Raw genomic sequence first — 25,285 nt, 5'->3', positions numbered from 1 at the left:
CTCGACAGGTCGGACGACGTGCTCACGAACGGGACTGGGCTCCGGGCGGCACCCGCGAAGCGGCGGTCCTTCCCGTGGGCGGACCGGGGGTCTCCCGGGCGCGAGAGGCGGTCGCGCCGGGCCACGCTGCCCTCTCCTGCCTCTCGGCGACAGGGGCCGACCGCGGCGACCGAGCCCCGTCGCGGACGACGGCTTCGAACGGCTCGAGAACGACCAGCACCCACCTGGGGGACAGATGGCAACCACCACGGACCGTCATGACGCCGGACCCGTCTTCTCCGTCGACGCCGAGCAGCGCAGGAGTCGACCCACCGCCCCGGTTCCTGGCCGCGCGAGGGGCCCGGAGGTCCCGGCGGCCGGCTACGTCCTCGACGAGCTGGCAGACGGCATCTTCTGGGTCGGCGACGGCAGCTACCAGTCGATGTTCGTGGTCACCGGCGAGAGCGTGATCGCGGTGGACGCACCGCCGACCCTCGGGCACAACATCCTGCGCGCCATCGACCGGGTGACCACCAAGCCGATCACCGACGTGGTCTACAGCCACCACCACTCGGACCACGTCGGTGCCATGTCCGTCTTCCCCGAGCGCGCCACGCGCTACGCCCACCGTGCGGCCGCTCAGCGACTACAGCTTCTGGACGACCCCGACCGGCCGCTGCCCAGTGTCGTGTTCGACGACACGCTCACCATCGAGGCCGGAGACCACAGCCTCCAGCTGACCTACCCCGGGCCCAACCACAGCGAGGGCAACAGCTTCATCTACGCCCCGCAGCAGAAGGTGCTCATGCTGGTCGACGTCATCTTCCCCGGATGGGTGCCGTTCTCGAACCTGGCCCTGTCCGCCTACGTGCCCGGGTACATCCAGGCGCACGAGCAGGCGCTCGCCTACGACTTCGACCACCTGGTCGGCGGGCACGTCACCCGTCCCGGCACCCCCGAGGACGTCCGCGTGCAGCTCGAGTACATGACCGACCTGCGCGTCACGGCCGAGGCGGCCCTGTCCAGCGTCGACCTCGCCCGCACCATGGCCGCCGTCGACACGGGCAACGTCTGGGCGGTCTTCCGCGCCTACCTCGACGCGGTCGCGGCCCGGACGGCTGACGAGCTCGTCCCGCGATGGAAGGACCGCCTCGGCGGTGCGGACGTCTTCACCTTCCCCAACGCCTGGGCCATGGCGGAGTCGCTGCGCCTCGACCTCAACACTCTCGGCCCCTTCGGCACCACCCCATGACGCGCTCCCGGGCGTCGAACCCCGGGGGTCCGACCAGGGTCCACCCGGGCGCGAGCGCGTGCGTGCCGGGACCAGTGTTCAGGTGCCGGCGCCGACCGGGCACCGGCCACCACATGTGAAAGGAGCTCCCTCATGACCGCACCCTCGCTGTCCACGGAACCCGATGCCTACGGCTCGGTCACGCACGCGCCCGACCTTCCCGACGGATTCACCACCACGTTCACGAGCCGGCTCGTCGACGCGAACGGCATCCGCCAGCACGCGGTGATCGGTGGAGCGGGACCCGCTGTGCTCCTGGTGCACGGCTGGCCGGAGACCTGGTACGCCTGGCGCCACGTCATGTCGGAGCTGGCGAAGGACTACACGGTGGTCGCCGTCGACCAGCGTGGCATCGGTCTGACCGAGAAACCCCCGGGCGGATACGACTCCGCGACCCTCGCCGACGACCTTGCGGCGCTCATGCACGAGCTCGGCCACGACCGGTTCGCCGTCGTCGGACACGACACCGGCCTGGTGATCAGCTACGCCCTGGCGGCCGACCACCCCGACCGCGTCGATCGGGTCGCTCTCGCCGAGGTCCCCGGGCCACCCACCCCGGACCACTCGCCGCCGCTGTTCGCGCCGCGCCAGCTCAACGACAAGCTCTGGCACATCGCGTTCAACCGGGCCGGTGAGATCGCCGAACAGCTCGTCGAGGGCCGCGAGGCGATCTTCTTCCGCTACGAGTTCTCCGTCCAGGGAGGTCAGGTCCCCGACGCCGCGATCGACTACTACGTCACGGGCCTCTCAGCCCCAGGCGCACTCCCCGGCAGCTTCGGCTTCTATCGCGAGTGGGACGAGACCATGGCACAGAACGGAGAGCGATCCGCCCGCAAGCTGACCATGCCGGTTCTCGGCATCGGCGGTGAGCTGAGCTGGGGCGCGGCCGTCGCTGGGGCGCTGTCAGCCATCGCCGAGAACGTCGAGACGTTCGTCGTTCCTGGGACCGGTCACTGGGTGGCGGAAGCTGCGCCGGACGCACTGCTGCAGGCGCTGTCAGGTTTCCTGGCCCCGTTCGTGGCTCTCGCCGAAACCGGCAGGGTGGGGTAGCCGCGCACTCGGCCGGCGGCCCTCACAGCGGCGACGACGCGGTCTTCCCGGGCGATCGGTCGGCAACGTCAGCCGCAGCGAGGGGCGGGAGCTCTCGCAGTCGAGGTCAGTCGCAGGTCGGTCGCCAGAGGTCGCAGACCCCCGCGCGGCGCGGGTTCATGCTCGCGGCCCCTGGACGGCATGTCGATCCCGCGGTGTGCGGTGACGCTGCCACGATGCCGGAATGGCCTGGAACGTCCTGCGTCGCGTGCTCCCGGACAGCCAACGTCGGACCAACGACGACCTGACCGCGGACCTGGACCTGTTCGCGGGGGAGGTGTCCGCGAAGCGCTCCGCCTTCTGGACCATGCTCCTGCTGAGCTCGGTCATCGCCACGGCAGGGGTGCTGGCCGACTCCACCGCGACGGTCATCGGCGCCATGATCATCGCGCCGCTGTCGACCCCGATCATGGGACTGGCTCTGGGGCTGGCTCGCGGTGCGCCACGGTCGGCCCTGCAGTCCGCGTGGATCGTCACCCTGGGGGTCGCTCTCGTCGTCGCCATCGGCGCCCTGTTCTCGCTCGCCGTCCCCACGTCCTTCGACCTCCTGTCGAACAGCCAGATCACCTCACGCACCTCACCCGGCCTGCTCGACCTCATCGCCGCCGTGGCGACGGGGTTCGCCGGTGCGATCGCGCTGGCCCGCCGGGACGTCGCGGCGGTCCTGCCCGGGGTGGCGATCGCCATCTCGCTCGTGCCACCCCTCGCCGTCGTCGGGGTGTGCCTCGGCGACGGTGCACCGGGGCTCGCCGGCGGCGCGTTCCTGCTGTTCCTGTCGAACGCCGTCGCCCTCGTCCTGGCGGGCACGCTCGTCTTCGCCATCACCGGGTACGGCGTCGCGCCCGCAGCGCAGCCGCACGCCAGCCGACGCCGCACCTACGCGACGATCGTCGTGGTCCTCGCCGTCGTCGCGATCCCGCTCGTCGGCAACACGGTCCTCACCTACCAGGTCGCCCTGAAGTCCGAGCGCGTCGAGCGCGCGGCGGACGCCTGGCTGGCGGACGTCGCCGGGGCCAACGTGACCCAGGTGTCGTACAGCGGCTCCCAGGTCGAGATCGACGTCCGTGCGCAGGGCGACCTCCCCGGCACCGACGCCCTCATCCGCTCGCTCGAGAGGGTGGTGCCGCGGGGGACTCCCGTGGTCGTCGTGACGAACGTCGGTGACCGCCGGGAGGTGGGCCGGGTCGGTCCCGACTGACCGGCCCGAGGGCGAGTCGTCAGCGTGTGACGATCGCGAAGCTCTCGTCACCCGGGCCTCTGCGCTCCGCCCTCAGACCTGCAGGCCTGCCGGGGTGGGGTCCTCGCGCCAGAGGCGGCAGGTCAGCTGGTCGACGAGCTGGTCGAGGGCCGGCTCGTCGCCGCCGCTCCACTGGTCGATGACGCGGCGCAGCTCGACGCGCTCGTGCTCCCGGACCTGGTCCGCGACGGCGTGGCCGGCGTCGGTCGGGCGCACCGTCCCGGTGTCGATGGTGACCAGGTCCCGGTCGCGCAGCGCCTCGGCTGCGGCGACCACGCGCTCGCGCTCGACCCCGGATCTCGACGTCATCGCGTCGATCGTGCGCGAGCCCTCGGCGGTCACGCGGGCGAGCATCCAGCACTGCCCGGGGGTGAGGCCGATGTCGAGGTCGCGGGTGAGGATGGCGTAGGCCCGCAGCGGGTCCTGGCGGCCGACCTCGCGCCATAGCAGCAGCCGGAGCTCCTCGAAGGACGTCCGGCTGGACGGAAGCGCGAACACCTCGCCCTGCTCGGGGCGGCTCGCGGCGGTGCGCAGGGTGACCTCGGGGATGAGCCAGGCCAGCACGAACGCGAGCGCACCGACCGGGACGGCGTACAGGAAGATCGTGTGGATCGCGTCGGAGTAGCCGTCGAGGAACCAGTTCTGCACGTCGGGCGAGCACGACGCCAGCGCCGCGGACGTCGCGCTGAGCGCGGGGCCCGAGCACTCGCCGACGGCGCCGGTCGGGGGAGCCGCGGCCAGGTTCGACGTGAGGTTGGCGTTGAAGACCGTGCCGAAGACGGCGACCCCGACGCAGCTGCCGATGGTGCGGAAGAACGTCGCACCGCTGGTGCCGACGCCCAGGTCGCGGTACTCGACGGCGTTCTGCACGGCGAGCACGAGCACCTGCATGACCATGCCGAGCCCGGCTCCGAGCACGAACATGGCCAGGCCGGACTGCACGGACGTGGTCTCGCGGCCCATGAGGGACAGAAGGTAGAGGCCGACCGTGAAGATGGCGGAGCCGAGGATCGGGAAGACCTTGTACCGGCCGGTGCGGCTGATGATCTGGCCGCTGGCGATCGACGTGATCAGCAGGCCGACCATCATCGGGATCATCTGCAGGCCCGAGCCCGTGGGTGTCGCGCCCTGCACCTGCTGGAGGTAGAGCGGCAGGTAGGTGATGGACCCGAACATCGCGAAACCCACGACGAACCCGACGACGGCGGTCGTGGAGAACACCTTGTTGGTGAAGAGCCGCAGCGGCATGACCGGTTCGGGCACGCGCGCCTCGACGAACCCGAACGCGACCACGGCCACGACGGCGAGCAGCGAGAGGCCGATGACCTGGACCGAGCCCCAGTCCCAGCTGGTCCCGCCCAGGCTGGTGACGAGCACGATGCAGGTGGCGACGGTGGCCAGCAGCGTGATGCCCCAGACGTCGATCTTCGGTGACGTCCGCGCCTTCGTCACCGGCAGGACCGCCGCGACCACGACGAGCGCGAGCGCGCCGATCGGGAGGTTCACGTAGAAGACCCAGCGCCAGGACAGGTGGTCGACGAAGAACCCGCCCAGCAGCGGTCCCGCCACGCTGGAGAGTCCGAAGACCGCGCCGAACGCGCCCTGGTACCGGCCGCGGTCCCGGGGCGGGACCACATCGCCGATGATCGCCTGCGCCAGCACCATCAGCCCGCCGCCGCCGACACCCTGCACGGCCCGCCAGGCGATGAGCTGACCCATCGTCTGCGACGTGCCGGCGAGCGCGGAGCCCACCAGGAAGATGACGATGCAGGTGATGAACAGGATCTTGCGGCCGTAGAGGTCGCCGAGCTTGCCCCAGAGGGGTGTCGTCACGGTCGACGCGAGCATGTAGGCGGTGACCACCCAGGACAGGTGCTCGGCGCCGCCGAGATCCCGGACGATGGTCGGCAGGGCGGTCGCCACGATCGTCTGGTCGAGCGCGGCCAGCAGCATCGCCAGCATCAGGCCGCCGAAGATCGCCCAGATCGCGCGCTTCGACAGGTCCTGCTCGACCAGTGGTGCCCCCTGCTGTGCGGCCATGAGCCCCCCTCGCCCCATTCGGCATCGTCGACCTGTTGCCTGGGGCGCGCAACAGGATCACGTGGCCGACTGCTCGGGGAGCAGAGGGCCCGGTGGGCGGTCCCCAGCCCGGGTCGCCTGGTCGGACGAGAGTCAGCGCGCGCCGCCGGTGTGTGCGGTCGATACTCGCGACGTGGGCAGCGTCGAGAACCAGATCGAGCGACGGGTGGACTGGCGGGAGGTCGTCGTCGTCCTGCTCCTGTCGGTCACGACCATCCTCACCGCATGGGTGGGCTTCCAGGCCAGCAAGTGGGGCGGGTCCATGTCGATCTCGTTCAGCCAGGCGTCCACCGCCAGGATTGAGGCCAGTCGCCTCGAGGGTGTCGCCAACCGCAAGCTCGACGTGCAGTCGTCGTTGTTCGCCCAGTGGGTCGAGGCGACCGGCTCGCAGAACGTGCCCGTCGCCGAGTTCCTGCAGACACGGTTCCCCGAACCGCTCGCCACCGCGTTCGACGCCTGGATCGCCCTGGAACCCCTGAAGAACGCGGACGCCCCGCTCTCGCCGTTCGACATGCCCGAGTACGCGATCCCGGAGCTGGCCCAGTCCGCCGACGCGGACCGGCGGGCGGACGCGAAGTTCGCCCAGGCTCTCGCCGACAACCAGCGAGGTGACAACTACACGGTTCTGACGGTGGCGTTCGCGTCCGTCCTGTTCTTCACCGCGATCTCCGAGCGGATGCGCACACCCCGCGGTCGCTACGTCCTGCTCGGACTGGGGATCGTCCTCTTCGTCGCCGCGACGGTGCTCCTGCTGACGTTCCCCAAGCTGATCTGACGTCACGTCGCCGGGGTGCCTCACGGCGACCCCTGTGCCAGTCTCGATCTGTCGGGTGTCCGCACAACGGTGTGCGGGCACGAGCGGGGGCGAGACGGCGAGGGCTCGGGCATGGCGGAGCGACGTTCAGAAGGAGCGCGGCTGCGACGGAGCGGTGATCATCGCCGAGATCGGTGGCGCCGAGGCTGGTCGGCACTCGGTGCCGTCCTCCTGTCGCTCCCGCTGGTGCTCGGGCCGATCCTCCCCGCGGCGGCTGCGACGTGGGGGATCAGCAAGACGGAGACCAGCTCCGGCCCGTACGAGCCCGGCGACAACGTGCAGTTCGTCCTGACGATCTCCTGCTCCGACCCGAACGCCGACCCGTGCACGAACGCGGTGCTCACCGATCCGCTCCCTGACGGCCTGGAGCTGGTCAGCGCCTCGATCCAGAGCGGTCCCGCCGGGGGTGCCATCGACGCCGACACGACGAGCGACACGGTCACGGCGACGTGGCCGACCGTGCCCAACGGCGTGCAGGCGCAGGTCCTCGTGACCGCCGAGGTCGACCCGGACCTCCTGTACGCGGCGGACGGCGTCCCGATCACCAACACGGCGACCGTCGTCGCCGACAACGCACCGCTGGAGCCGGCGGACGCGACGATCACGCCCGTCGTACCCCTGATCATCGACTCCGACACCACCAAGACCATCACCCCGGAGGGGGCGATCGCCGCCCCGGGGACGGCCGCGACGATGACGCTGTCCGCGACCAACACCTCGAACGACCCCGTGGACCAGCTCGTCGTGCAGGACCCGGTCGACCCCACCGCGACGCCCAACCCGTTCACCTACCTCGGCTACACGGCGACGGGCGACATCACGCTGCCCCCGAACGCGACGACGGTCACGCAGGAGTACTGGGACGGCGACTCGTGGGAGCCGCTGGACGACTCCGTCGACCCGAGCACCATCCAGGGCGTGCGCTACACGTTCGCAGGCGACATCCAGCCCGGTGCCACCGCGACCATCCCGGTGTCCGTCCAGCAGAGCGACGCCGTCACCGGGCTGACCGACGCGACGACCGTCACCAACGACGTGCAGTCCTACGTCGTGCACCCCGAGGGGCAGTCCGACCCGACGACGGCGAGCGACACGTACGTCATCACCCCGCCGAACAACTCCGTCACCGCGTCGAAGAGCTTCGACCCTGCCACCGTCAGTGCCGGGGAGTCGACGACGGTGACGATCGGTGCCACCAACGGCGGCGACCCGACGACGTCCCTCGTGCTGACCGAGCCGTCACCGGGCACGGCGAGCCCGTTCGAGGGCGACGACCCGCTGACCTTCACGGGGTTCGGCCCGGCGGGCGACGGCACAGGCGTCCAATGGCCCGCGAACGCCGACACGGCATCGGTCTCGTTCACCTGTGCCGACGGCTCGACGCCCACCGATCAGACCACCACGGTCGGGACGCTGCCCAACCCTCCGCCCGACTGTGACGTCGTCGGCTTCAGCATCGAGTTCACCGGCGACATCATCACGGGCGCCCAGGCCTCGGTGCCGTTCACCGCCGACACCGACCCCGACCAGGACGCCGACGACGTCACCCACCCGAACGACGTCACGGCCACGATCCCGAACGCGCAGGACACGGCATCGGCCGACCTGGTCACGCTCGCGGACCGGCTCGCGACCGACACCTCCAAGGTGATCACCCCGTCGACGTTCCCCGCCGTCCCCGGCCAGAGCGTGATCGTGCAGCACCCCAGCGAGCTGCTGCCGTTCGGTCCCGACGGCTCCACGGCGCCGGCCGACCAGTTCGTCGTGCAGGACCCGAGCGACCCCACCGCACCCGGCGACTTCTGGGCGAACTTCACCGCCACGTCCGTCCGCACCACCGACGTCCCCGCGGGCTCGACCCTCACCGTGAACTACTGGGACGGGACCGCGTGGGTGCCCGCGCCCGGGTGCGGACCGTGGACCGGTCCGCAGGCGGTGAGCTGCGACCTGCCGGCCGGCGCCGAGGGCGTGCAGTTCGTCTACGACTCGACCGACGGCGGGTTCCCGCCCGGCACGTCCTTCCAGCCGAACTTCACCGCCGCCTACGACGGCCCGACCGACCGCGACGACCCCCTGACCAACTGCGGGGCCTCGAGCGCGTCGTCGGGGACCGTGCCGCCGACCGACCCCGCCGAGGGCTGCACGACGGTCGACCCGTTCCCCGTGGACGGGGCCGGCGACCTCGACCTCCTCGACAAGGCGTTCCTCGGCGGCGACCCGCCGTCCGTCCTGGCGCGCTCGACCGACCAGGTGACCGCGCAGATCACCTGGTCCACGAACGGCTTCTCCGGCGTGGACCCGATGGTGATCTCCGACATCGGCACACCCGAGAGCACCCCGATCGCGACCTCGTTCTACGACGCCTTCGACCTCGTGCGCATCGAGCCCATCGACGCGTCCGTCGACCCGTTGATCCAGTACGACCAGGTCGAGAGCGTCGAGCTGTTCATCGGCGGTGCCTGGGTGCCGGCAGCGGCGGACCCGTGCCCGTGCGACGGCTCGTTCCCCGGCTACACCCTGTCCGCCGACGAGAGCGCGGACGCCACGTCGGCCCGGCTGACCTACAGCGAGTCGCCGTCGCGCACGACTGACGACCTGCTCACTCCTCAGCCTGGCGACGGTGTGGCACGGTCGACGCTGGCCGACGGGCGGCACGTCCAGCTCACGTTCCAGATTCGCGACGACCGTCGCAGCGACGGCAGCCCGGTCCTGGGCTCGACCAACGGCACGATCTACAACACGACCGACGCGGGGCTCGTGAACGACGTCGCGCAGGGCACCGCGACGTTCGAGGGTGACGACTACGTCGACTCCGACGACGCGACGGTGCTGATCATCGACCAGCCGATCAACGTCGGCATCGACAAGACCTGGACCGGGGGACCGATCTCGGTCCCGCCGCCCGGCACCCCCGCAGCGTTCTACCCGACCACGGTCGTCACCGTCACCGGGACGAACGAGTCCCTCGCGCGCGTCGACGAGCTCCGACTGGTCGACCCCGCCCTGCAGGGCAGCGACGACGTGCAGGTCACCGAGGGCACCAAGCCGTTCGACGCGTTCACGCTCCGCAGCATCGACCTGACGCCGCCGTCCGGTACGGGGACGACGACGGTCACCCTGACCACGTGGGACGGGACGACCGTCAGCACGGAGGTCTACGACGGGGCCGAGGCAGAGGCGCTCACCACCACCGACCTGCAGGATGTCGTCGGCGTCGAGGTGTCGTTCGACGGTCGCATCGCGAGCGAGGCGTCCGGCTCGATGGTGCTCGGGCTCCAGCTCCGGGCGCTCGACCGCTACACCGGCGCCCCGGTCACCGTCGCCGCCTACTCACCGGTGCCGAACCTCGCGGCCGCCCAGGTCATCGACCCCGGCGGCACCACGGCTGACACGCCCGTCGCCTGGGACGGCGCCGACATGACCCTCCAGGAGGCGGCGATCGCCGTGGAGGTCGGCAAGGACTTCGAGCCCGACCAGATCGTCGAGCCCGGCACCGGCCCCGTGCTCATGACGATCACCGGGCAGCCGGTCGGTCCGTCGCGTGCGGTGGAGATGGTTCTCGTCGACGACGACCCGCAGTTCTGGAACCAGTACGACCTCGTCGACTTCGACGGCGCCACCCTCGCCACGCCGATCCAGCAGGTCCAGGTCGACGCCCTTGTCGGCGGCACCTTCACCGCGGGCGCTGACGGCGTCGTCGTCAGCGGTGCGGCATGGGTCGCTGGCACTCCTGCGGCGACGTTCACGCTGCCCGCCGGCGTCGACCCCGGTGACGTCCAGGGGCTGCGGTTCACGTTCACGCGCACCGACGGGTCGATCTGGGAGAACCCCGAGAACCCGACCCAGAGCGTGCCGATGGACGTCGAGCGACGCGAGGACCTGCGCACCGGTGGACCGGTCCTGCCGGACCTCGCCTCCAACCCGCCGGCCCCCGGTGAAGACGCACCGGGCGTGGCGAGCAACACCGTCGACGGCACCGTCACGGGGGCCGACACCGTCATCGACCCCGAGACCGGCGACATCGTGCCGGTCAGCGGTACGGACTCTCAGGACGCGCAGATCGTCTACGCGCACGCCGAGAACGGCGTGCAGGTCGCCAAGGCGTTCGACGGCACCGTGACCGGCGGTACGGAGGCCCCGAACGCGGTCTTCCCGATGACCATCGCGGTCACCAACACCGGCAACCGGCCGATCTCCGACCTCGTCGTCATCGACCCGATGCCGACCGACGCCGATGGAGCGCAGCTGACCCTGGCGGACGTCGACGAGCCGTTCACGTACGCCCTCAGCGGCACCGCACCGGACCCGGCCAACGGCGACCCGTTGCCGACCGATCCGGCGGACGTCACGGTCGACCAGACCGGCGACATCGAGATCCTCGCGTTCTCCTTCCCCGAGGACACCGTCCTCGAGGTGGGCCAGACGTACACGATCACGGTCCAGGTGCAGTTCCGACTCGGGATGCCGGCCGGGACGGTCGTGCTGAACACCGCGGGAGCGACTGGTGACCGGCCGTGGGACGAGTGCGTCGCGCGCCTCGACACCGGGACAGGGCAGTGCCAGGCCGACGCGGACGTGACCAGCGTGCCGGCGGGCGTGCTCGCCCAGTCCAAGCTGGTCAAGGCGACCCTCGACGACGAGCTCGAGGTCCTCGTGGACCCGGCTGCGGACCCCTCCACGACCTGCACGCCGAACGCCGACGGCTTCTACGCCTACCCGTGCACCCCCGTGGTCCAGCCCGGCCACAACGAGACGTGGCGGGTGGAGATCGACAACGTCGGCAACCTGCCGATGAGCAAGGTCGTCGCCTACGACCGCCTCCCCGTCCCCGGCGACACCGGCTCCTACGCCGGCTCCGCGCGCGGATCCCAGTGGAAGCCGATCCTGACGAACGACCCCCCGCCGACCCTGATCAACGCACCCGACGGCGCCGTGGCGACGTTCTTCTACACGTTCGCGCAGGACTACTGCATGGACGACCTCGAGGACCCGCTGTCCGAGCCGGTCTGCCCGACCGGCGACCCGGCGACGGGCTGGGTCCCGATCACCGGCGGGGAGAGCGAGGAGGTCTTCGAGGCGATCACCGCGCTGAAGTTCGTCATCGAGTTCCCCGAGGACGCGCCCTTCGAGCCCGGTGAGGCCATCGACATCGAAGGCACGACCACGACGCCGCCGGAGGCGCCCGAGGCCGGGGACCGGTCCATCGCCTACAACTCGGCCGCGGCCAACGCCGTCGTCGAGGCGCCCGCCGGATCGTTCAACCTGCTGCCGACCGAGGGCACCAAGGTCGGCGTCGCGACGGCGACCGGCTCCCTCGAGCTCACGAAGACGGTGACGGGCGACGGCGCCGCGTACGCACCCGACTCGTTCAGCCTCCAGGTGCAGTGCACGTCGGCCGTCGGCACGTGGGTCGAGACGGTGCTCGACCCGATCCCCGTCACCGTCACCCCGCCCGACGCCACGGTCGTGCCGAACCTGCCCTACGGCGCCGAGTGCACCGTGACCGAGGACGGCAGCAACGGCGAGACCGAGCTGCAGGTCGGCACCGTGACGATCGGTGAGGAACCGGACCCGGTCGCCCTCGAGGCGGTCAACGTCTACGAGCTGACCGGCCTCGACCTGGCGAAGGTCGTCGACACGACCGCGGTCGACGAGAACGGCGATCCCGTCCCGTTCGGCCCGTTCGAGGTCACGGTGGGGTGCACGTTCCTGGGCGAGGCCGTGTACGCCGACGGCTACGGCCCCGACGACCCGATGGTCATCACGCTCGAGGACGGCGCCGACCCGGTCGAGCTGACCGGCCTGCCCGTCAGCTCGCAGTGCGTCCTCACCGAGTCCGCGACGGGCGGCGCGACCTCGACCACCTTCACCGTGACCCAGGAGGGTCAGCCGCCGGTGACGACGGACGACTCCGCCACGGTCGTCCTCGCGCCCCTCGACGCCGACGACGAGGTCACGACCTCCGTGGTCGTGACGAACACCGTCGCCGTCGGCGCGATCGACCTGCTCAAGGTCGTCGACGGCGAGGGCGGTGCCGCCTACGGCGACGGCCCGTTCACCATCGCCGTGACCTGCACGTTCGACGACGACGGCGCCGGACCGGGCCAGCCGCGGACCGTGTACGACGACACCGTCACGCTCGGCGGCACGGAGCCGCTCGAGGCGCAGATCGCGAACCTCCCGGTGGGCGCGGTCTGCGGCGTGACCGAGACGGACGACGGTGGAGCGACGGGTGCCGTCGTCGTCCCGGACACCGTGACGGTCGGCGCCGGTGCACCGGCGGAGGTCGTCATCACCAACACGTTCGACGTCGGCTCGATCGTCGTCGACAAGCAGCTCGCCGGCATCGGGGCGCCCTACGCGACCGGGCCGTGGGAGGTGTCGCTGGCGTGCACCTACGAGGGTGAGCCGATCGCGATCCCCGGCGGCCCGACCCGCGAGGTCACCCCGGACGCTCCCGCGCGCTACGACGGTCTGCCGGTCGGGTCGGAGTGCGTCGTGACGGAGACGGTCACCGGTGACGCGACGACGGTCGACATCACCACGACCGTGGTCGGCGGGGACCCCGGCGAGGTCGTGGTCACTGACGGCGACGCTGAGATCACGGTGACGAACACCTACAGCATCTCCCCGGTCGTCGTGCAGAAGGTCGTCGACGGCGAGGGCGCCCAGTACGCGACAGGGCCGTGGGAGGTGACGCTGGCGTGCACCTTCGAAGGGACGCCGGTGACGATTCCTGGCGGGGCGACCCGCGACGTCGCACCGGGACGGCCCGGTGTCTGGTTCGGCATCCCGGATGCGTCCGAGTGCACGGCGACGGAGACCGACCAGGGCGGTGCCACCTCTGTCGCGGTCACGCCGTCGACGATCACCGTCTCCGAGGACGTCGTCGCGCTCGTGACGGTGACGAACACGTTCGACCTCGGCGAGCTCAGCGTGGCCAAGGTCGTGGACGGCGCGGGCGCCCAGTACGGCACCGGCCCGTTCGAGGTGTCCCTGGCGTGCACGTTCCAGGGCGAGCCGATCGACATCCCGGGCGGTGCGACGCAGGACGTCGGACCGGGCGAGACGGTGACGTACGCGGACCTGCCTGTCGGGGCCGAGTGCGTGGTGAGCGAGACGGACGCGGCCGGCGCGACCTCGACGACCGTGTCCACGACGGTCGTCGACGGTGCCCCCGGCCAGGCGGTCGTGCCCGGTGACGACAGTGACCCGGCGCTCATCACGGTGACGAACACGTTCGATCTCGGCGAGCTGAGCGTGGCCAAGGTCGTGGACGGCGCGGGCGCCCAGTACGGCACGGGGCCCTTCGAGGTGTCCCTGGGGTGCACGTTCCAGGGCGAGCCGATCGACATTCCCGGGGGACCGGCGCGAGCGATCGGACCCGGGGAGACGGTCACGTACACCGAGCTGCCGGTAGGAGCCCGCTGTGTCGTCAGCGAGACCGACGCGGCTGGCGCGACCTCGACGACGATCTCCCGGACCGTCATCCTCGCGGGCCCCGGCACGACCGTCGTACCGGCCGATGACGCCGAGCCTGTACTCATCACGGTGACCAACACGTACGACCTCGGCGCGCTCGTCGTCGACAAGGTCGTGACAGGCGAGGGAGCCGACCTCTACGGCACCGGCCCGTTCCAGGTCACGCTGACCTGTACCTTCCGCGACGAGCCCGTCGACGTCCCCGGCGGCGCCACACGCACCCTTGTGCCCGGATCACCCGCCACCTACGACCAGCTCCCGGTCGGGGCACGCTGCGTCGTCACCGAGCCCGGCACGGGCGGAGCCACGTCCACGACGGTCTCGACCGTCGACGACGGGGCTCCCGGGGTGGTGACTGTCGCGGGCGACCCGCAGAGCCTCACCGTGACGAACACGTTCGACGTCGGCGAGGTCCGCGTGGTCAAGAGCCTGTCCGGTGCCGACGCGCCCACCCACGAGGGCGACGTGTTCACGGTCAGCCTCGCCTGCACCCAGCAGGTCGACGGCGCGACCGAGCCCGTCGCGGTCCCGGGAGGACCGACGCGGACCCTGTCCGAGGCCGGTGGATGGGTCGCCGTGTACGAGGACCTGCCCCAGGGCGCGACCTGCGTCGTCACGGAGACGGACGCGGGCAGCGCCGACGCCGTGCAGGTCGTCGTCGACGGTGAAGGCACACCGACCGTCCCCACCGCCGCCGACCCTCCGTCGGCCCAGTTCCAGCTGCCCGTCGGCGACGACGTCTGCCAGCCGGTCGAGGTGATCAACACCTGGCTCACCTCGAGCGGAGGCGGGGGATCTCGCCTGGGTGCCGCCGTGACCGGACCGTCCTCGGCGCCCATGTCGGCCGAGGCGCTCTGGGTGGCGTCGGGTTGCGCGGACGCTCTCGCGACCACCGGGTCGAGCCCTTCACTGCTCGTCGCGCTGGCCGTGCTCCTCCTGCTGCTCGGTGCTCTCGCCGTCGTCGTCGGCCGCAGGGCGGCGCCCAGGCTCGGCTGAAGGAGGCGGCGACGACCTGTCGCGGGCCGCCCACCGGGGGACGCTGCGACGATGCGGAGATGGCCTGGGACGTCCTTGGTCGCGTCCTCCCGGACAGCCAGCACGGCAGCTCCCGACCTGCGGCCCGATCGAGGCTTCTGTAGCGTCGACACGTGTCGGATGCGCTGCTCGACGTGGCCAAGGTCGCGATCCTGACCTTCGTGCTCGCGTCGATGGTGGCGCTCGGACTGTCGCTCACGGTGCGGCAGATCGTCGAGCCGCTGAGGAACGCCCGGCTCGTGGTGCTCGCGCTCGTCTCGAACTTCGTGGTGGCGCCCGCGGTGGCGTGGGGGCTCGCCGAGGTGCTCGGTCTCGACGACTCACTGACGCTCGGGCTCCTGTTGCTCGGCACGGCCGCCGGCGCTCCGTTCCTTCCCAAGCTGGCTCAGCTGGCGAAGGGAGATGTCCCCTACTCCGTGGGACTGATGATCCTGCTGATGGTGGTGACCATCCCGTACGTCCCGCTCGTGCTGGGGTGGCTGGCGCCAGGTCTGGAGGTCGGTGCCTGGGACATCGCGAAGCCCTTGGTGTTCCTGATGCTCCTTCCGCTGGCCGTCGCGCTGGCGGTGCGGGCGCGGTACGACGAGGCGAAGGCGCTCGCCGCCCCGCTCAACACCGTCGGAACCGTCGCGCTCGCGCTCGGCCTGGTGCTGGCGGTCGGCCTCGGGTTGCCGGAGCTGGTCGACTCGTTCGGCACGGGGGCGTTCGTCGCCTCGGCGCTGTTCGTCGTGGTCACGCTCGTCGTCGGGTACCTCATCGGAGGTTCGGACCGTGACACGCGGGTCGTCTCCGGGCTCGGCGCAGCGCAGCGCAATCTCTCCGCCGCGCTCCTGATCGCCACGACGAGCTTCACCGACCAGCCGGAGGTGCTGGTCATGGTGATGGTCGGCGCGGTCCTCATCGAGCTGATCCTCCTGCCGGTCGCCGCGGAGCTGGGCCGGCGGGCGGTCAGGGCACCCACGCCGAAGTGAGCACATCAACGGTGGGCGAGACGTCCACCTCGTCGAAGTGAGGAAGTCATGCCCGAGAGAAGCGAAACCACCCCGAAGCCGGCCGCCGCGCCGATCGTCCAGGCGCACCGGGCGCTCCTCGAGAGCTTGCCGTTCGCGGATCGGCAGGACTTCGAGGACGCGACGCGCGGACTCGTCGGACGCCGGGAGCCGAACGTCGTCACGGCGCAGGACGGCACTGTCCTGTGGGACAACGCGTCGTACGCATTCCTGCAGGGCGACGCGCCAGAGACGGTGAACCCCAGCCTGTGGCGCCAGTCCACGCTCGCTGCGACCGACGGACTCTTCGAGGTGGTCCCGGGGATCTACCAGATCCGCGGAGCAGACCTGTCCAACATCTCGTTCGTCGAAGGTGACTCCGGCGTCATCGTCATCGACCCGCTGATCTCGAAGGAGACGGCAGCGGCTGCGATGGAGCTCTACCGCGAGCACCGTGGTGACCGGCCCGTCGTCGCGGTCATCTACACCCACTCCCATGTCGACCACTTCGGCGGCGTCAAGGGCGTGACCTCGCAGGAGGACGTCGACTCCGGCGCGGTGCGCATCTACGCACCCGAAGGCTTCGTCGAGCACGCCATCTCAGAGAACGTCTACGCCGGTACCGCCATGGGTCGCCGGGCGGGCTACATGTACGGTGCCGCCCTGGCGCGCGGTCCCCAGGGCGGCGTGGGGGCGGGCCTCGGGCAGACGACGTCGACGGGCACGGTCACGCTCATCGAGCCCACGGACCTGATCACGACGACGGGTCACGAGGAGGTCATCGACGGCGTGCGGATCGTGTTCCAGATGGCACCGGGCACCGAGGCCCCGTCGGAGATGCTCTTCTACTTCCCGGACCACAAGGCGCTGTGTGCCGCCGAGGACGCCACGCACACCCTGCACAACCTGCTGACGCTGCGCGGTGCGGTAGTGCGCGACCCGCACGCGTGGGCGACGTACCTGACCGAGACGATCGACCTGTTCAGCGACGAGATCGAGGTCGTGTTCGCCTCGCACCACTGGCCCGCGTGGGGCAACGAGCGCGTCGTCGAGTTCCTGACCCTTCAGCGCGACCTGTACGGCTACCTGCACGACCAGACGTTGCGGCTGCTGAACAAGGGACTGACGGGCCCGGAGATCGCGGAGGAGCTCGTGCTGCCGCCGGCGCTGGAGAACGCGTGGAGCACGCGCGGCTACTACGGCTCCGTCAGCCACAACGTCAAGGCGATCTACCAGCGCTACCTGGGGTGGTTCAACGGCAACCCGGCCACCCTGTGGGAGCACACACCCGTCGAGCGGGCCAAGCGGTACGTCGAGCTCGGCGGCGGCGCGGACGCCGTCGTCGACAAGGCGCGCGCATCGTTCGAGGCGGGCGACTACCGGTGGGTCGCGGAGCTCGTCAACCATGTCGTGTTCGCGCAGCCGGACCACGCCGCTGCGCGCGAGCTGCTCGCCGACACCTACGAGCAGCTGGGCTACGGCTCGGAGAACGGCACCTGGCGCGACTTCTACCTCTCCGGCGCGGTCGAGCTGCGCGACGGTCAGTTCGGCACCCCGACGGAGACCAACGCGCCCGATGTCATCGCGGCGCTGACCCCGTCGATGCTGTTCGACGCGATCGCGATCCAGGTGGACGGACCGAAGGCGTGGGACGAGAAGCTCTCCATCGACGTGGTCCTGACCGACGTCGACGAGCGGTACCGCCTGCGCCTGGGCAACGGCGTCCTGACCTACAGCTCCGCCGCCCAGTCCGGGGCCGCGGACGTCACCCTCACGACCACCCGGCACCGGCTCCCGGCTCTCGCCGGAGGTGACCTCACGGCGGACGGCCTGGCGCGGGCGGGCATCGAGCTGAGCGGCGACGCCGCGGTGCTCGGCCGCCTCGGCGCAGTGCTCGATCCCGGCGACAAGAACTTCGCCATCGTCACCCCGTGACGGTGGATCGAGAAAAAGGGACGGTGGGAGTACCCACCGCCGACAAACCCGCCTTCGGCCGCCCGACCCCGCGGGACGTGAGCTCCGGGTTCGTGACCGGGCTGTTCTCGATCCCCGAGGGCATGGCATACGCGAGCATCGGAGGGTTCGCGGCTCCGCTCGGGCTGTGGTCCGGGGTCGTCCCGACGATCGTGGGCTCGGTCTTCGCGCGCACGGTTCTCATGGTCACGACGCTGACCAGCGCGATCGCGTTGTCGTCGCAGAGCGTGCTGGCCGCGGCCGGACTCGACCCCGGTGACCTCGGAGGGCTCGCGACGCTCACCGTGCTGGTGGGCGTCGTCATGCTCGTCATGGGGCTGCTCAAGCTCGGCTCGGTCATGTCGTTCGTGTCCACCGCCGTGATGACCGGGTTCACCACGGGCATCGCCCTACAGATCGTCGCGGGCGTCATCAAGGACGCGACGGGCTACGCACCGACCCCGCACAACACGCTCGGCAAGGTGTGGGACGCGGTCGTGCACGTGGGCGGCTGGGACCCGGCGACCGTCGTCGTCGCTCTCGCGACCGTCGCGGTGTGGGCGGCGTTCCGGTTCGTCAGGCGGCTGAAGTCCTACGCGACACTGATCGCGCTGCTCGTCGTGAGCGTCGTGTGCGCCGTGGTGCGCCCGGACGTCGAGCTGGTGCAGGACATCGCCGCGATCCCGCGTTCCCTGCCCCCGTTCTCGCTGCCCGACCTGAGCGCCGTGCCCGCGCTCGCCGCCGGCGCGATCGCGATCGCGCTGGTCGGGCTGGCGCAGGCCGCAGGGATCGGCGCTGCGGTCAGGAACCCGGACGGCTCGCGGCCGGACGCGTCGAAGGACTTCGCCGCGCAGGGCCTGGCGAACATCGCGGGCGGGTTCTTCTCCGCGCTGCCCACCGGCGGGTCGCTGTCCCGTACTGGTGTCGGTACGAGCGCCGGCGCGCAGACCCGCTGGTCGGGGATCTTCGCCGGGGTCTGGCTGGCACTGCTCGTGCTGGCCGTCGGGCCGGTGGCCGGGCAGATCCCGATGGCGGTCATCGGCGGCCTCCTGCTCGTCATCGGCGGCGAGCTGATCGCAGGGCGGGCGGGCGACATCGTCCTCGTCCTGCGCACGTCGCCGCTGTCCGCGACCGCGATGATCGTGACTTTCGCCGCGACGACCCAGCTCCCGCTGCAGGACGCGATCTTCATCGGCGCCGCGCTGTCGATCCTGCTCTACGCGTTCGCCGAGTCCCGACGGGGCCGGCTCGTGCAGCTCACCCCCGACGGGGACGGGGGGTGGCTCATCGACGACGCCCCGCAGCAGATCCCGTCCGACCGCACCACCGTCCTGCACTACGTCGGCGGCGGGTTCTTCGCCGAGATCAACCGGCTCGAGGACGAGTGGCCCGACGCCCGCGGCAGCCACGACGCGGCAGTCGTGCTCTCCTTGCGGGGCTCGGCAGGCATCCCGTCCGCGACGTTCCTCCGCGCGTTCGAGCGGGCCTGCCTGCGTCTGCGCGAGCACGACGTCCACCTCGTCCTGTGCGGCGTTCCTCCGATCCTGCACCGGCTCCTCGAACGTTCCGGCACGCTCGACGTCCTGGGGCACGACTCCGTCGTCCTGGAGACGCCGCGCCTCATGGAGTCCGTGACGACCGCGTACGAGATCGCCGAACGGGCGCGAGGCAGGAAACCGGGCGTTCAACCCTGACTCGCAACAGGAAGGCGAGCGGACGACGGGAATCGAACCCGCGTAGCCAGTTTGGAAGACTGGGGCTCTACCATTGAGCTACGTCCGCACAGGTCCGGCTGTTGCACGCACAGCCAGGACCGCGGCACCCAGGGTACCGGGTGCGTGAGGGCGCAACGTGCACCCTGACGGTCCGTGGTCCGACGGACCACGGTGGGGTGCGCCGGGATGTGGCGCAGGTTGGTAGCGCGTCCGCTTTGGGAGCGGAAGGTCGTGGGTTCGAATCCCGCCATCCCGACCGAGCACGACAGTCCCGCGAGTGCGCGGTCCCACAGCCCCTCGGCTTGGGACCGTCGCTCCCCGTGACGTAAGGTCGAGGGTCGCCAGCGTGCGGTCGTCGGCCCCTTCCCGGGGTGTGGGCGACGGCGTGCGGCCCTGAACCAACGGAGATCGCCGGAGTCGCCGGCGCCCGCCCCGATCAGTTGGAGACCATCGAAGTGAAGAGCGCCGTCGAGACCCTGGAGCCCACCAAGGTCAAGCTGACCGTCGAGGTGACGTACGACGAGCTCAAGCCGAGCATCGATCACGCGTACGAGCACATCGCCCAGGACGTCGTCGTCCCCGGCTTCCGCAAGGGCAAGGTGCCGCCCCGCATCATCGACCAGCGCGTCGGTCGCCCCGCCGTGCTGGAGCACGCCATCAACGAGGGCCTGTCCGGCTTCTACGCCGAGGCCGTCCGCGAGAACAAGCTGCGCCCGCTCGGCCAGCCCGAGGTCGAGGTCACCAAGGTCCCCGGCCTGACCCCCGCGCCCGCCGGCGAGGAGGGTGAGCTGCACTTCACCGCCGAGGTCGAGGTCCGCCCCGAGATCACCGTCCCCGCGCTCGACGGCATCGCCGTCACGGTCGACGACGTCGAGGTCTCCGACGAGGACGTCGCGGCCCGACTCGACGCGCTGCGCGAGCGCTTCGGCACGCTGGTCGGCGTCGACCGTCCCGCCGCCGAGGGCGACTTCGTCGTCATCGACCTGACGGCCACGATCGGCGACGAGCAGGTCGACAACGTCTCCGGCGTCAGCTACCAGATCGGTTCGGGCAACATGCTCGAGGGTCTCGACGAGGCGCTCACGGGCCTGTCGGCCGGCGAGTCCACCACGTTCGAGACGGCCCTCGCGGGCGGCGACCACGCCGGTGAGACCGCCCAGGTGAACGTCACCGCCACGACCGTCAAGGAGCGGCAGCTCCCCGACGCCGACGACGACTTCGCGCAGCTGGCCAGCGAGTTCGACACGCTCGAGGAGCTGACGGACGACCTGCGCACGCAGGCGTCCAGCATCAAGGCGTCGAACCAGGCCGTGCAGGCGCGCGACCTGCTGCTCGAGCAGCTGCTCGCCGGCACCGAGATCCCCGTGCCCGCGGGCGTCGTCGAGACCGAGGTGCACCGTCACCTCGAGGGCGAGGGCCGGCTCGAGGACGACGAGCACCGTGCCGAGGTCGGCGAGCAGGCGACCACCGCGCTGCGCAACCAGATCCTCCTGGACACGCTCGCCGAGCAGCTGGAGATCAAGGTCAGCCAGAACGAGCTGCTCGACTACCTGGTGAACGCGTCGCGCCAGTACGGCATGGACCCGAACACCTTCATCCAGACCATCGACCAGCAGGGCCAGATCCCGACCATGGTCGCCGAGGTCGCGCGCTCCAAGGCGCTCGCGGTCGCGCTGCGCCGCGTCGCTGTCACCGACGGCTCCGGCAACGCCGTGGACCTGTCGGAGTTCATCGGCTCCGACGCCGAGGACGCCGCCGAGGCCGCGGACGCCGCCGAGGCCGCTGCAGCCGCTGCCGCACCGTCCGACGCCGCGAGCGACATCGCCGCGTTCGACGTGTACGACGACGAGGTCGAGACGGCCGAGGACACCAAGGCCTGACGTCTGCCCGGAAGGCCCCGCACCGAGTCGATCGGTGCGGGGCCTTCCTGCGTCCGGTGCTCCCTAGGCTGAGCGGATGGCACTCGTGCGCGTCCACAACTTCTCGATCTCCCTCGACGGTTTCGGTACGGGGGAGGACCAGTCCCTGGAGGCGCCGTTCGGCCACGCGGGGCACCGGCTGATGGAGTGGGCGTTCGAGACCCGCACGTTCCGGGCGATGGGGATCCACGGCGTGACCGAGGGGTCCTTCGGGGTCGACGAGGCGTTCGCGAGCCAGTGGGCCCCGGGGATCGGGGCCGAGATCATGGGGCGCAACAAGTTCGGCCCTCAGCGCGGACCGTGGGAGGACGACGGATGGAGGGGGTGGTGGGGTGACGACCCGGTCTTCCACACCCCTGTCGTCGTCCTGACGCACCATCCTCGACCGACCCTCGAGATGGAGGGCGGCACGACCTTCCACTTCGTCGACGCGGATCCGGCCGAGGCGCTCGCGCAGGCGCGTGAGCTGGCCGGCGGCCTGGACGTGCGGATCGGTGGCGGTGTGAGCACGGTCCGGCAGTTCCTCGAGGCCGACCTGATCGACCACCTGCACGTGGTCGTCGTGCCGATCGTCCTGGGCCGCGGCGAACGGCTGTGGGACGGGCTCGAGGCGCTCGAGCAGCGCTTCGACGTCGAGGCGACCCCGTCGCCGTCCGGCGTCGTCCATCTGGTCCTCACTCGTCGCGCGGGCGCGTAGCCGCCCTGCTCTGCCGACAGCGAAAACGCTCGGTGCCGGGCCATGGACGGGTGTGGCTGCGCGTTAGGGTCACTGCATCGCACGGGTCCCGGACAGGGACGGTCGTGCGGTGCAGGACAGACGTCACCGTCAGACGAGGGAGCCTTCGTGAACGAGCTAGCGCCGATGATGGCCAGGGCCGACAGCCCGGCCTTCGGCCTCAATGACTCCATCTACAACCGACTGCTCCGCGAGCGCATCATCTGGCTCGGCTCCGAGGTGCGCGACGAGAACGCGAACGCCATCTGCGCGCAGATGATGCTGCTGGCCGCGGAGGACCCGGACAAGGACATCTGGCTGTACATCAACTCGCCCGGTGGCTCGATCACCGCGGGCATGGCGATCTACGACACGATGCAGTACATCCAGCCGGACGTCGCCACCATCGCGATGGGCATGGCCGCGTCGATGGGGCAGTTCCTGCTCTCGTCGGGTGCCAAGGGCAAGCGCTACGCCCTGCCGCACGCCCGCGTGATGATGCACCAGCCCTCGGGTGGCATCGGGGGCACCGCGACCGACGTGCGGATCAACGCACAGCTGATCCTCCACATGAAGACCGTGCTGGCCGAGCTGACGGCGGCGCAGACAGGCAAGAGCGTCGACCAGATCAACTCCGACGCCGACCGTGACCGCTGGTTCACCGCTCCCGAGGCGCTGGAGTACGGCTTCGTGGACAAGGTCGTCACCAAGGCCGACTCGGTCGCCGGCGGCGGCGGCACGGCCTGACGGCCCCCGACTTTCATTTCTTGAGGAGAAGCTCATGAGCATGGAATCTCAGTTCATGGCGCGCGCCGGGATGCTGGCCGGGCCGGGCGGTCTCGCACCGTCCTCGCCGGCCGCCCGGTACGTGCTGCCGCAGTTCGAGGAGCGCACGGCCTACGGCTTCAAGCGCCAGGACCCGTACACCAAGCTGTTCGAGGACCGCATCATCTTCCTCGGCGTGCAGGTGGACGACGCCTCGGCCGACGACGTCATGGCCCAGCTGCTGGTGCTGGAGAGCACCGACCCGGACCGCGACATCATCCTGTACATCAACTCGCCCGGTGGCTCGTTCACGGCGCTCACGGCGATCTACGACACGATGCAGTACATCAAGCCGCACATCCAGACGGTCTGCCTCGGGCAGGCTGCCTCGGCGGCCGCGGTGCTGCTCGCGGCGGGTTCGCCCGGCAAGCGTCTGGCGCTGCCGAACGCGCGCGTGCTGATCCACCAGCCCGCGATGGAGGGTGGCGGCTACGCGCAGGCGTCCGACATCGAGATCCACGCCAACGAGCTCATCCGCATGCGCGAGTGGCTCGAGCTGACCATCGCTCACCACACCGGGCGGGACATCGAGCTGGTCCGCAAGGACATCGAGCGCGACAAGATCCTCACCGCGCAGCAGGCGCTGGAGTACGGGATCGTCGACCAGGTGCTCGCGAGCCGCAAGGGCGTCGTCCCGACGACCGTGCAGCCCAAGTAGCACCTTCCCGAGCCGGGTCCCGCTGCGGTGGGACCCGGCTCGGGCGCGTCCCACCCGACACGCCCGGCACAGATGCACGAAACGCCGAGACTCGCCGACCCGTGTGTTCGGCTGACATCCCGGCCCGGGTGGTGTGCAATGGGGGAGGACGCGCACCCCGCGGGGTGACGCACTGACGACGCACCGCCCGTCGGGCGGAGGGCGACACGAGGAAGGGGATCGACGTGGCTCGTATCGGGGACGGGGCCGATCTCCTCAAGTGTTCCTTCTGCGGCAAGTCGCAGAAGCAGGTCAAGAAGCTGATCGCCGGGCCCGGGGTCTACATCTGCGACGAGTGCATCGAGCTCTGCAACGAGATCATCGAGGAAGAGCTGGCGGAGGCCACCGAGGTCGGCCTGGTCGAGCTGCCGAAGCCGAAGGAGATCTTCGAGTTCCTCGAGCAGTACATCATCGGCCAGGAGTCGGCCAAGCGGGCCCTCGCGGTCGCGGTGTACAACCACTACAAGCGGGTGCAGGCCGGTGAGGTGCGCACGTCCACGACGGACGACCACATCGAGATCGCGAAGTCGAACATCCTGCTCGTCGGCCCCACGGGCACCGGCAAGACGTACCTCGCGCAGACCCTCGCCCGCATGCTGAACGTCCCCTTCGCCATCGCGGACGCCACGGCCCTGACCGAGGCCGGCTACGTCGGCGAGGACGTCGAGAACATCCTCCTCAAGCTCATCCAGGCCGCCGACTACGACGTCAAGAAGGCCGAGTCGGGGATCATCTACATCGACGAGATCGACAAGATCGCCCGCAAGAGCGAGAACCCGTCGATCACGCGTGACGTCTCCGGCGAGGGCGTCCAGCAGGCGCTGCTCAAGATCATCGAGGGCACGACGGCCTCGGTCCCGCCGCAGGGCGGTCGCAAGCACCCGCACCAGGAGTTCATCCAGATCGACACGACGAACGTGCTGTTCATCGTGGCCGGCGCGTTCTCCGGGCTCGACGACATCATCGCCGCCCGTGCGCGCAAGCGCGTCGTCGGCTTCGGTGCCCCGCTGCTGGACTCGGTGGACGAGGGCGACCTGTTCGCCGAGGTCCGGCCCGAGGACCTGCAGAAGTACGGGCTGATCCCCGAGTTCATCGGCCGTCTCCCCGTGGTCGCCGCGGTCTCCCGCCTGGACCAGGACGCGCTGGTGCGCATCCTCACCGAACCCAAGAACGCCCTGGTCAAGCAGTACCAGCGGATGTTCCAGATCGACGGGGTCGAGCTCGAGTTCGACGACGAGGCCGTCGCCTCCATCGCCGACCAGGCGCTGCTGCGCGGCACCGGCGCTCGTGGCCTGCGCGCCATCATGGAAGAGGTCCTCCAGCAGGTGATGTTCGAGGTGCCCAGCCGCGACGACGTCGGCCGGGTCGTCATCACGCGCGACGTGGTGCTGGAGAACGTGAACCCGACGCTGATCCCGCGGGACAGCGGCGAGGAGAAGCGCACACCCCGCGAGAAGAGCGCCTGA

14 protein-coding genes and 2 tRNA genes are annotated in these 25,285 nt (G+C 70.6%); 14 read left to right on the top strand and 2 right to left on the bottom strand.

From position 1 onward, the window contains the following. The first annotated feature begins 235 nt into the window (after nt 1-235). From CXY01_RS06725 to CXY01_RS06715, 3 genes are all read left to right on the top strand, one after another. Nucleotides 236-1,231, top strand: coding sequence for an MBL fold metallo-hydrolase (locus CXY01_RS06725; protein ID WP_146926330.1), 996 nt, complete (start codon nt 236-238; stop codon nt 1,229-1,231). 132 nt (nt 1,232-1,363) lie between these two features. Beyond that, nucleotides 1,364-2,320 (top strand): alpha/beta fold hydrolase, encoded by a 957-nt coding sequence (locus CXY01_RS06720; protein WP_146926328.1) that lies wholly within the window; start codon nt 1,364-1,366, stop codon nt 2,318-2,320. Between the two features lie 223 nt (nt 2,321-2,543). Next, nucleotides 2,544-3,557 (top strand): TIGR00341 family protein, encoded by a 1,014-nt coding sequence (locus tag CXY01_RS06715; RefSeq protein WP_146926326.1) that lies wholly within the window; start codon nt 2,544-2,546, stop codon nt 3,555-3,557. A gap of 72 nt (nt 3,558-3,629) precedes the next feature. Here the strand turns inward: CXY01_RS06715 and CXY01_RS06710 are convergent, their stop codons facing one another. Next, nucleotides 3,630-5,636, bottom strand: a complete 2,007-nt coding sequence (locus tag CXY01_RS06710) for an MDR family MFS transporter (protein WP_146926324.1) — start codon at nt 5,634-5,636, stop codon at nt 3,630-3,632. A 172-nt stretch (nt 5,637-5,808) separates the two neighbouring features. Between CXY01_RS06710 and CXY01_RS06705 the strand changes: the two genes are divergently transcribed. The 5 genes from CXY01_RS06705 to CXY01_RS06685 all read left to right on the top strand — a co-directional run bounded on the left by CXY01_RS06705 (nt 5,809) and on the right by CXY01_RS06685 (nt 19,642). Continuing rightward, nucleotides 5,809-6,450 (top strand): hypothetical protein, encoded by a 642-nt coding sequence (locus CXY01_RS06705; RefSeq protein WP_146926322.1) that lies wholly within the window; start codon nt 5,809-5,811, stop codon nt 6,448-6,450. A gap of 225 nt (nt 6,451-6,675) precedes the next feature. After that, nucleotides 6,676-14,967, top strand: coding sequence for a DUF5979 domain-containing protein (locus tag CXY01_RS06700; RefSeq protein WP_186813313.1), 8,292 nt, complete (start codon nt 6,676-6,678; stop codon nt 14,965-14,967). A gap of 152 nt (nt 14,968-15,119) precedes the next feature. Continuing rightward, nucleotides 15,120-15,977: a bile acid:sodium symporter family protein gene (locus CXY01_RS06695; RefSeq protein WP_222594501.1), complete on the top strand. Its 858-nt coding sequence runs from the start codon at nt 15,120-15,122 to the stop codon at nt 15,975-15,977. Nucleotides 15,978-16,025: 48 nt separating this feature from the next. Continuing rightward, complete coding sequence (locus tag CXY01_RS06690; protein WP_146926319.1) at nt 16,026-17,930, top strand: alkyl/aryl-sulfatase; 1,905 nt, start codon at nt 16,026-16,028, stop codon at nt 17,928-17,930. A 77-nt stretch (nt 17,931-18,007) separates the two neighbouring features. After that, nucleotides 18,008-19,642 (top strand): SulP family inorganic anion transporter, encoded by a 1,635-nt coding sequence (locus CXY01_RS06685; protein WP_146926317.1) that lies wholly within the window; start codon nt 18,008-18,010, stop codon nt 19,640-19,642. Nucleotides 19,643-19,659: 17 nt separating this feature from the next. On the opposite strand, the gene CXY01_RS06680 is transcribed toward CXY01_RS06685, so the two are convergent. Further along, nucleotides 19,660-19,730, bottom strand: a tRNA-Gly gene (locus CXY01_RS06680). A gap of 115 nt (nt 19,731-19,845) precedes the next feature. Here CXY01_RS06680 and CXY01_RS06675 point away from each other — a divergent pair. From CXY01_RS06675 to clpX, 6 genes are all read left to right on the top strand, one after another. After that, nucleotides 19,846-19,919: transfer RNA gene (locus tag CXY01_RS06675), tRNA-Pro, on the top strand. Between the two features lie 199 nt (nt 19,920-20,118). Continuing rightward, nucleotides 20,119-21,543: a trigger factor gene (tig, locus tag CXY01_RS06670; RefSeq protein WP_146926316.1), complete on the top strand. Its 1,425-nt coding sequence runs from the start codon at nt 20,119-20,121 to the stop codon at nt 21,541-21,543. A gap of 76 nt (nt 21,544-21,619) precedes the next feature. Further along, the gene (locus CXY01_RS06665; protein WP_146926315.1) at nt 21,620-22,279 is read left to right on the top strand and encodes a dihydrofolate reductase family protein; all 660 of its coding nucleotides are present in this window, start codon (nt 21,620-21,622) and stop codon (nt 22,277-22,279) included. Between the two features lie 165 nt (nt 22,280-22,444). After that, nucleotides 22,445-23,044 (top strand): ATP-dependent Clp protease proteolytic subunit, encoded by a 600-nt coding sequence (locus tag CXY01_RS06660; RefSeq protein WP_146926507.1) that lies wholly within the window; start codon nt 22,445-22,447, stop codon nt 23,042-23,044. Nucleotides 23,045-23,078: 34 nt separating this feature from the next. After that, nucleotides 23,079-23,780: an ATP-dependent Clp protease proteolytic subunit gene (locus CXY01_RS06655; RefSeq protein ID WP_146926314.1), complete on the top strand. Its 702-nt coding sequence runs from the start codon at nt 23,079-23,081 to the stop codon at nt 23,778-23,780. A gap of 224 nt (nt 23,781-24,004) precedes the next feature. Next, nucleotides 24,005-25,285, top strand: a complete 1,281-nt coding sequence (gene clpX, locus CXY01_RS06650) for an ATP-dependent Clp protease ATP-binding subunit ClpX (protein WP_146926313.1) — start codon at nt 24,005-24,007, stop codon at nt 25,283-25,285.

It is taken from the genome of Cellulomonas xylanilytica, assembly GCF_007989805.1.
Taxonomy (GTDB): domain Bacteria; phylum Actinomycetota; class Actinomycetes; order Actinomycetales; family Cellulomonadaceae; genus Cellulomonas; species Cellulomonas xylanilytica.
This window is presented reverse-complemented; position numbering and strand designations above follow the sequence as displayed.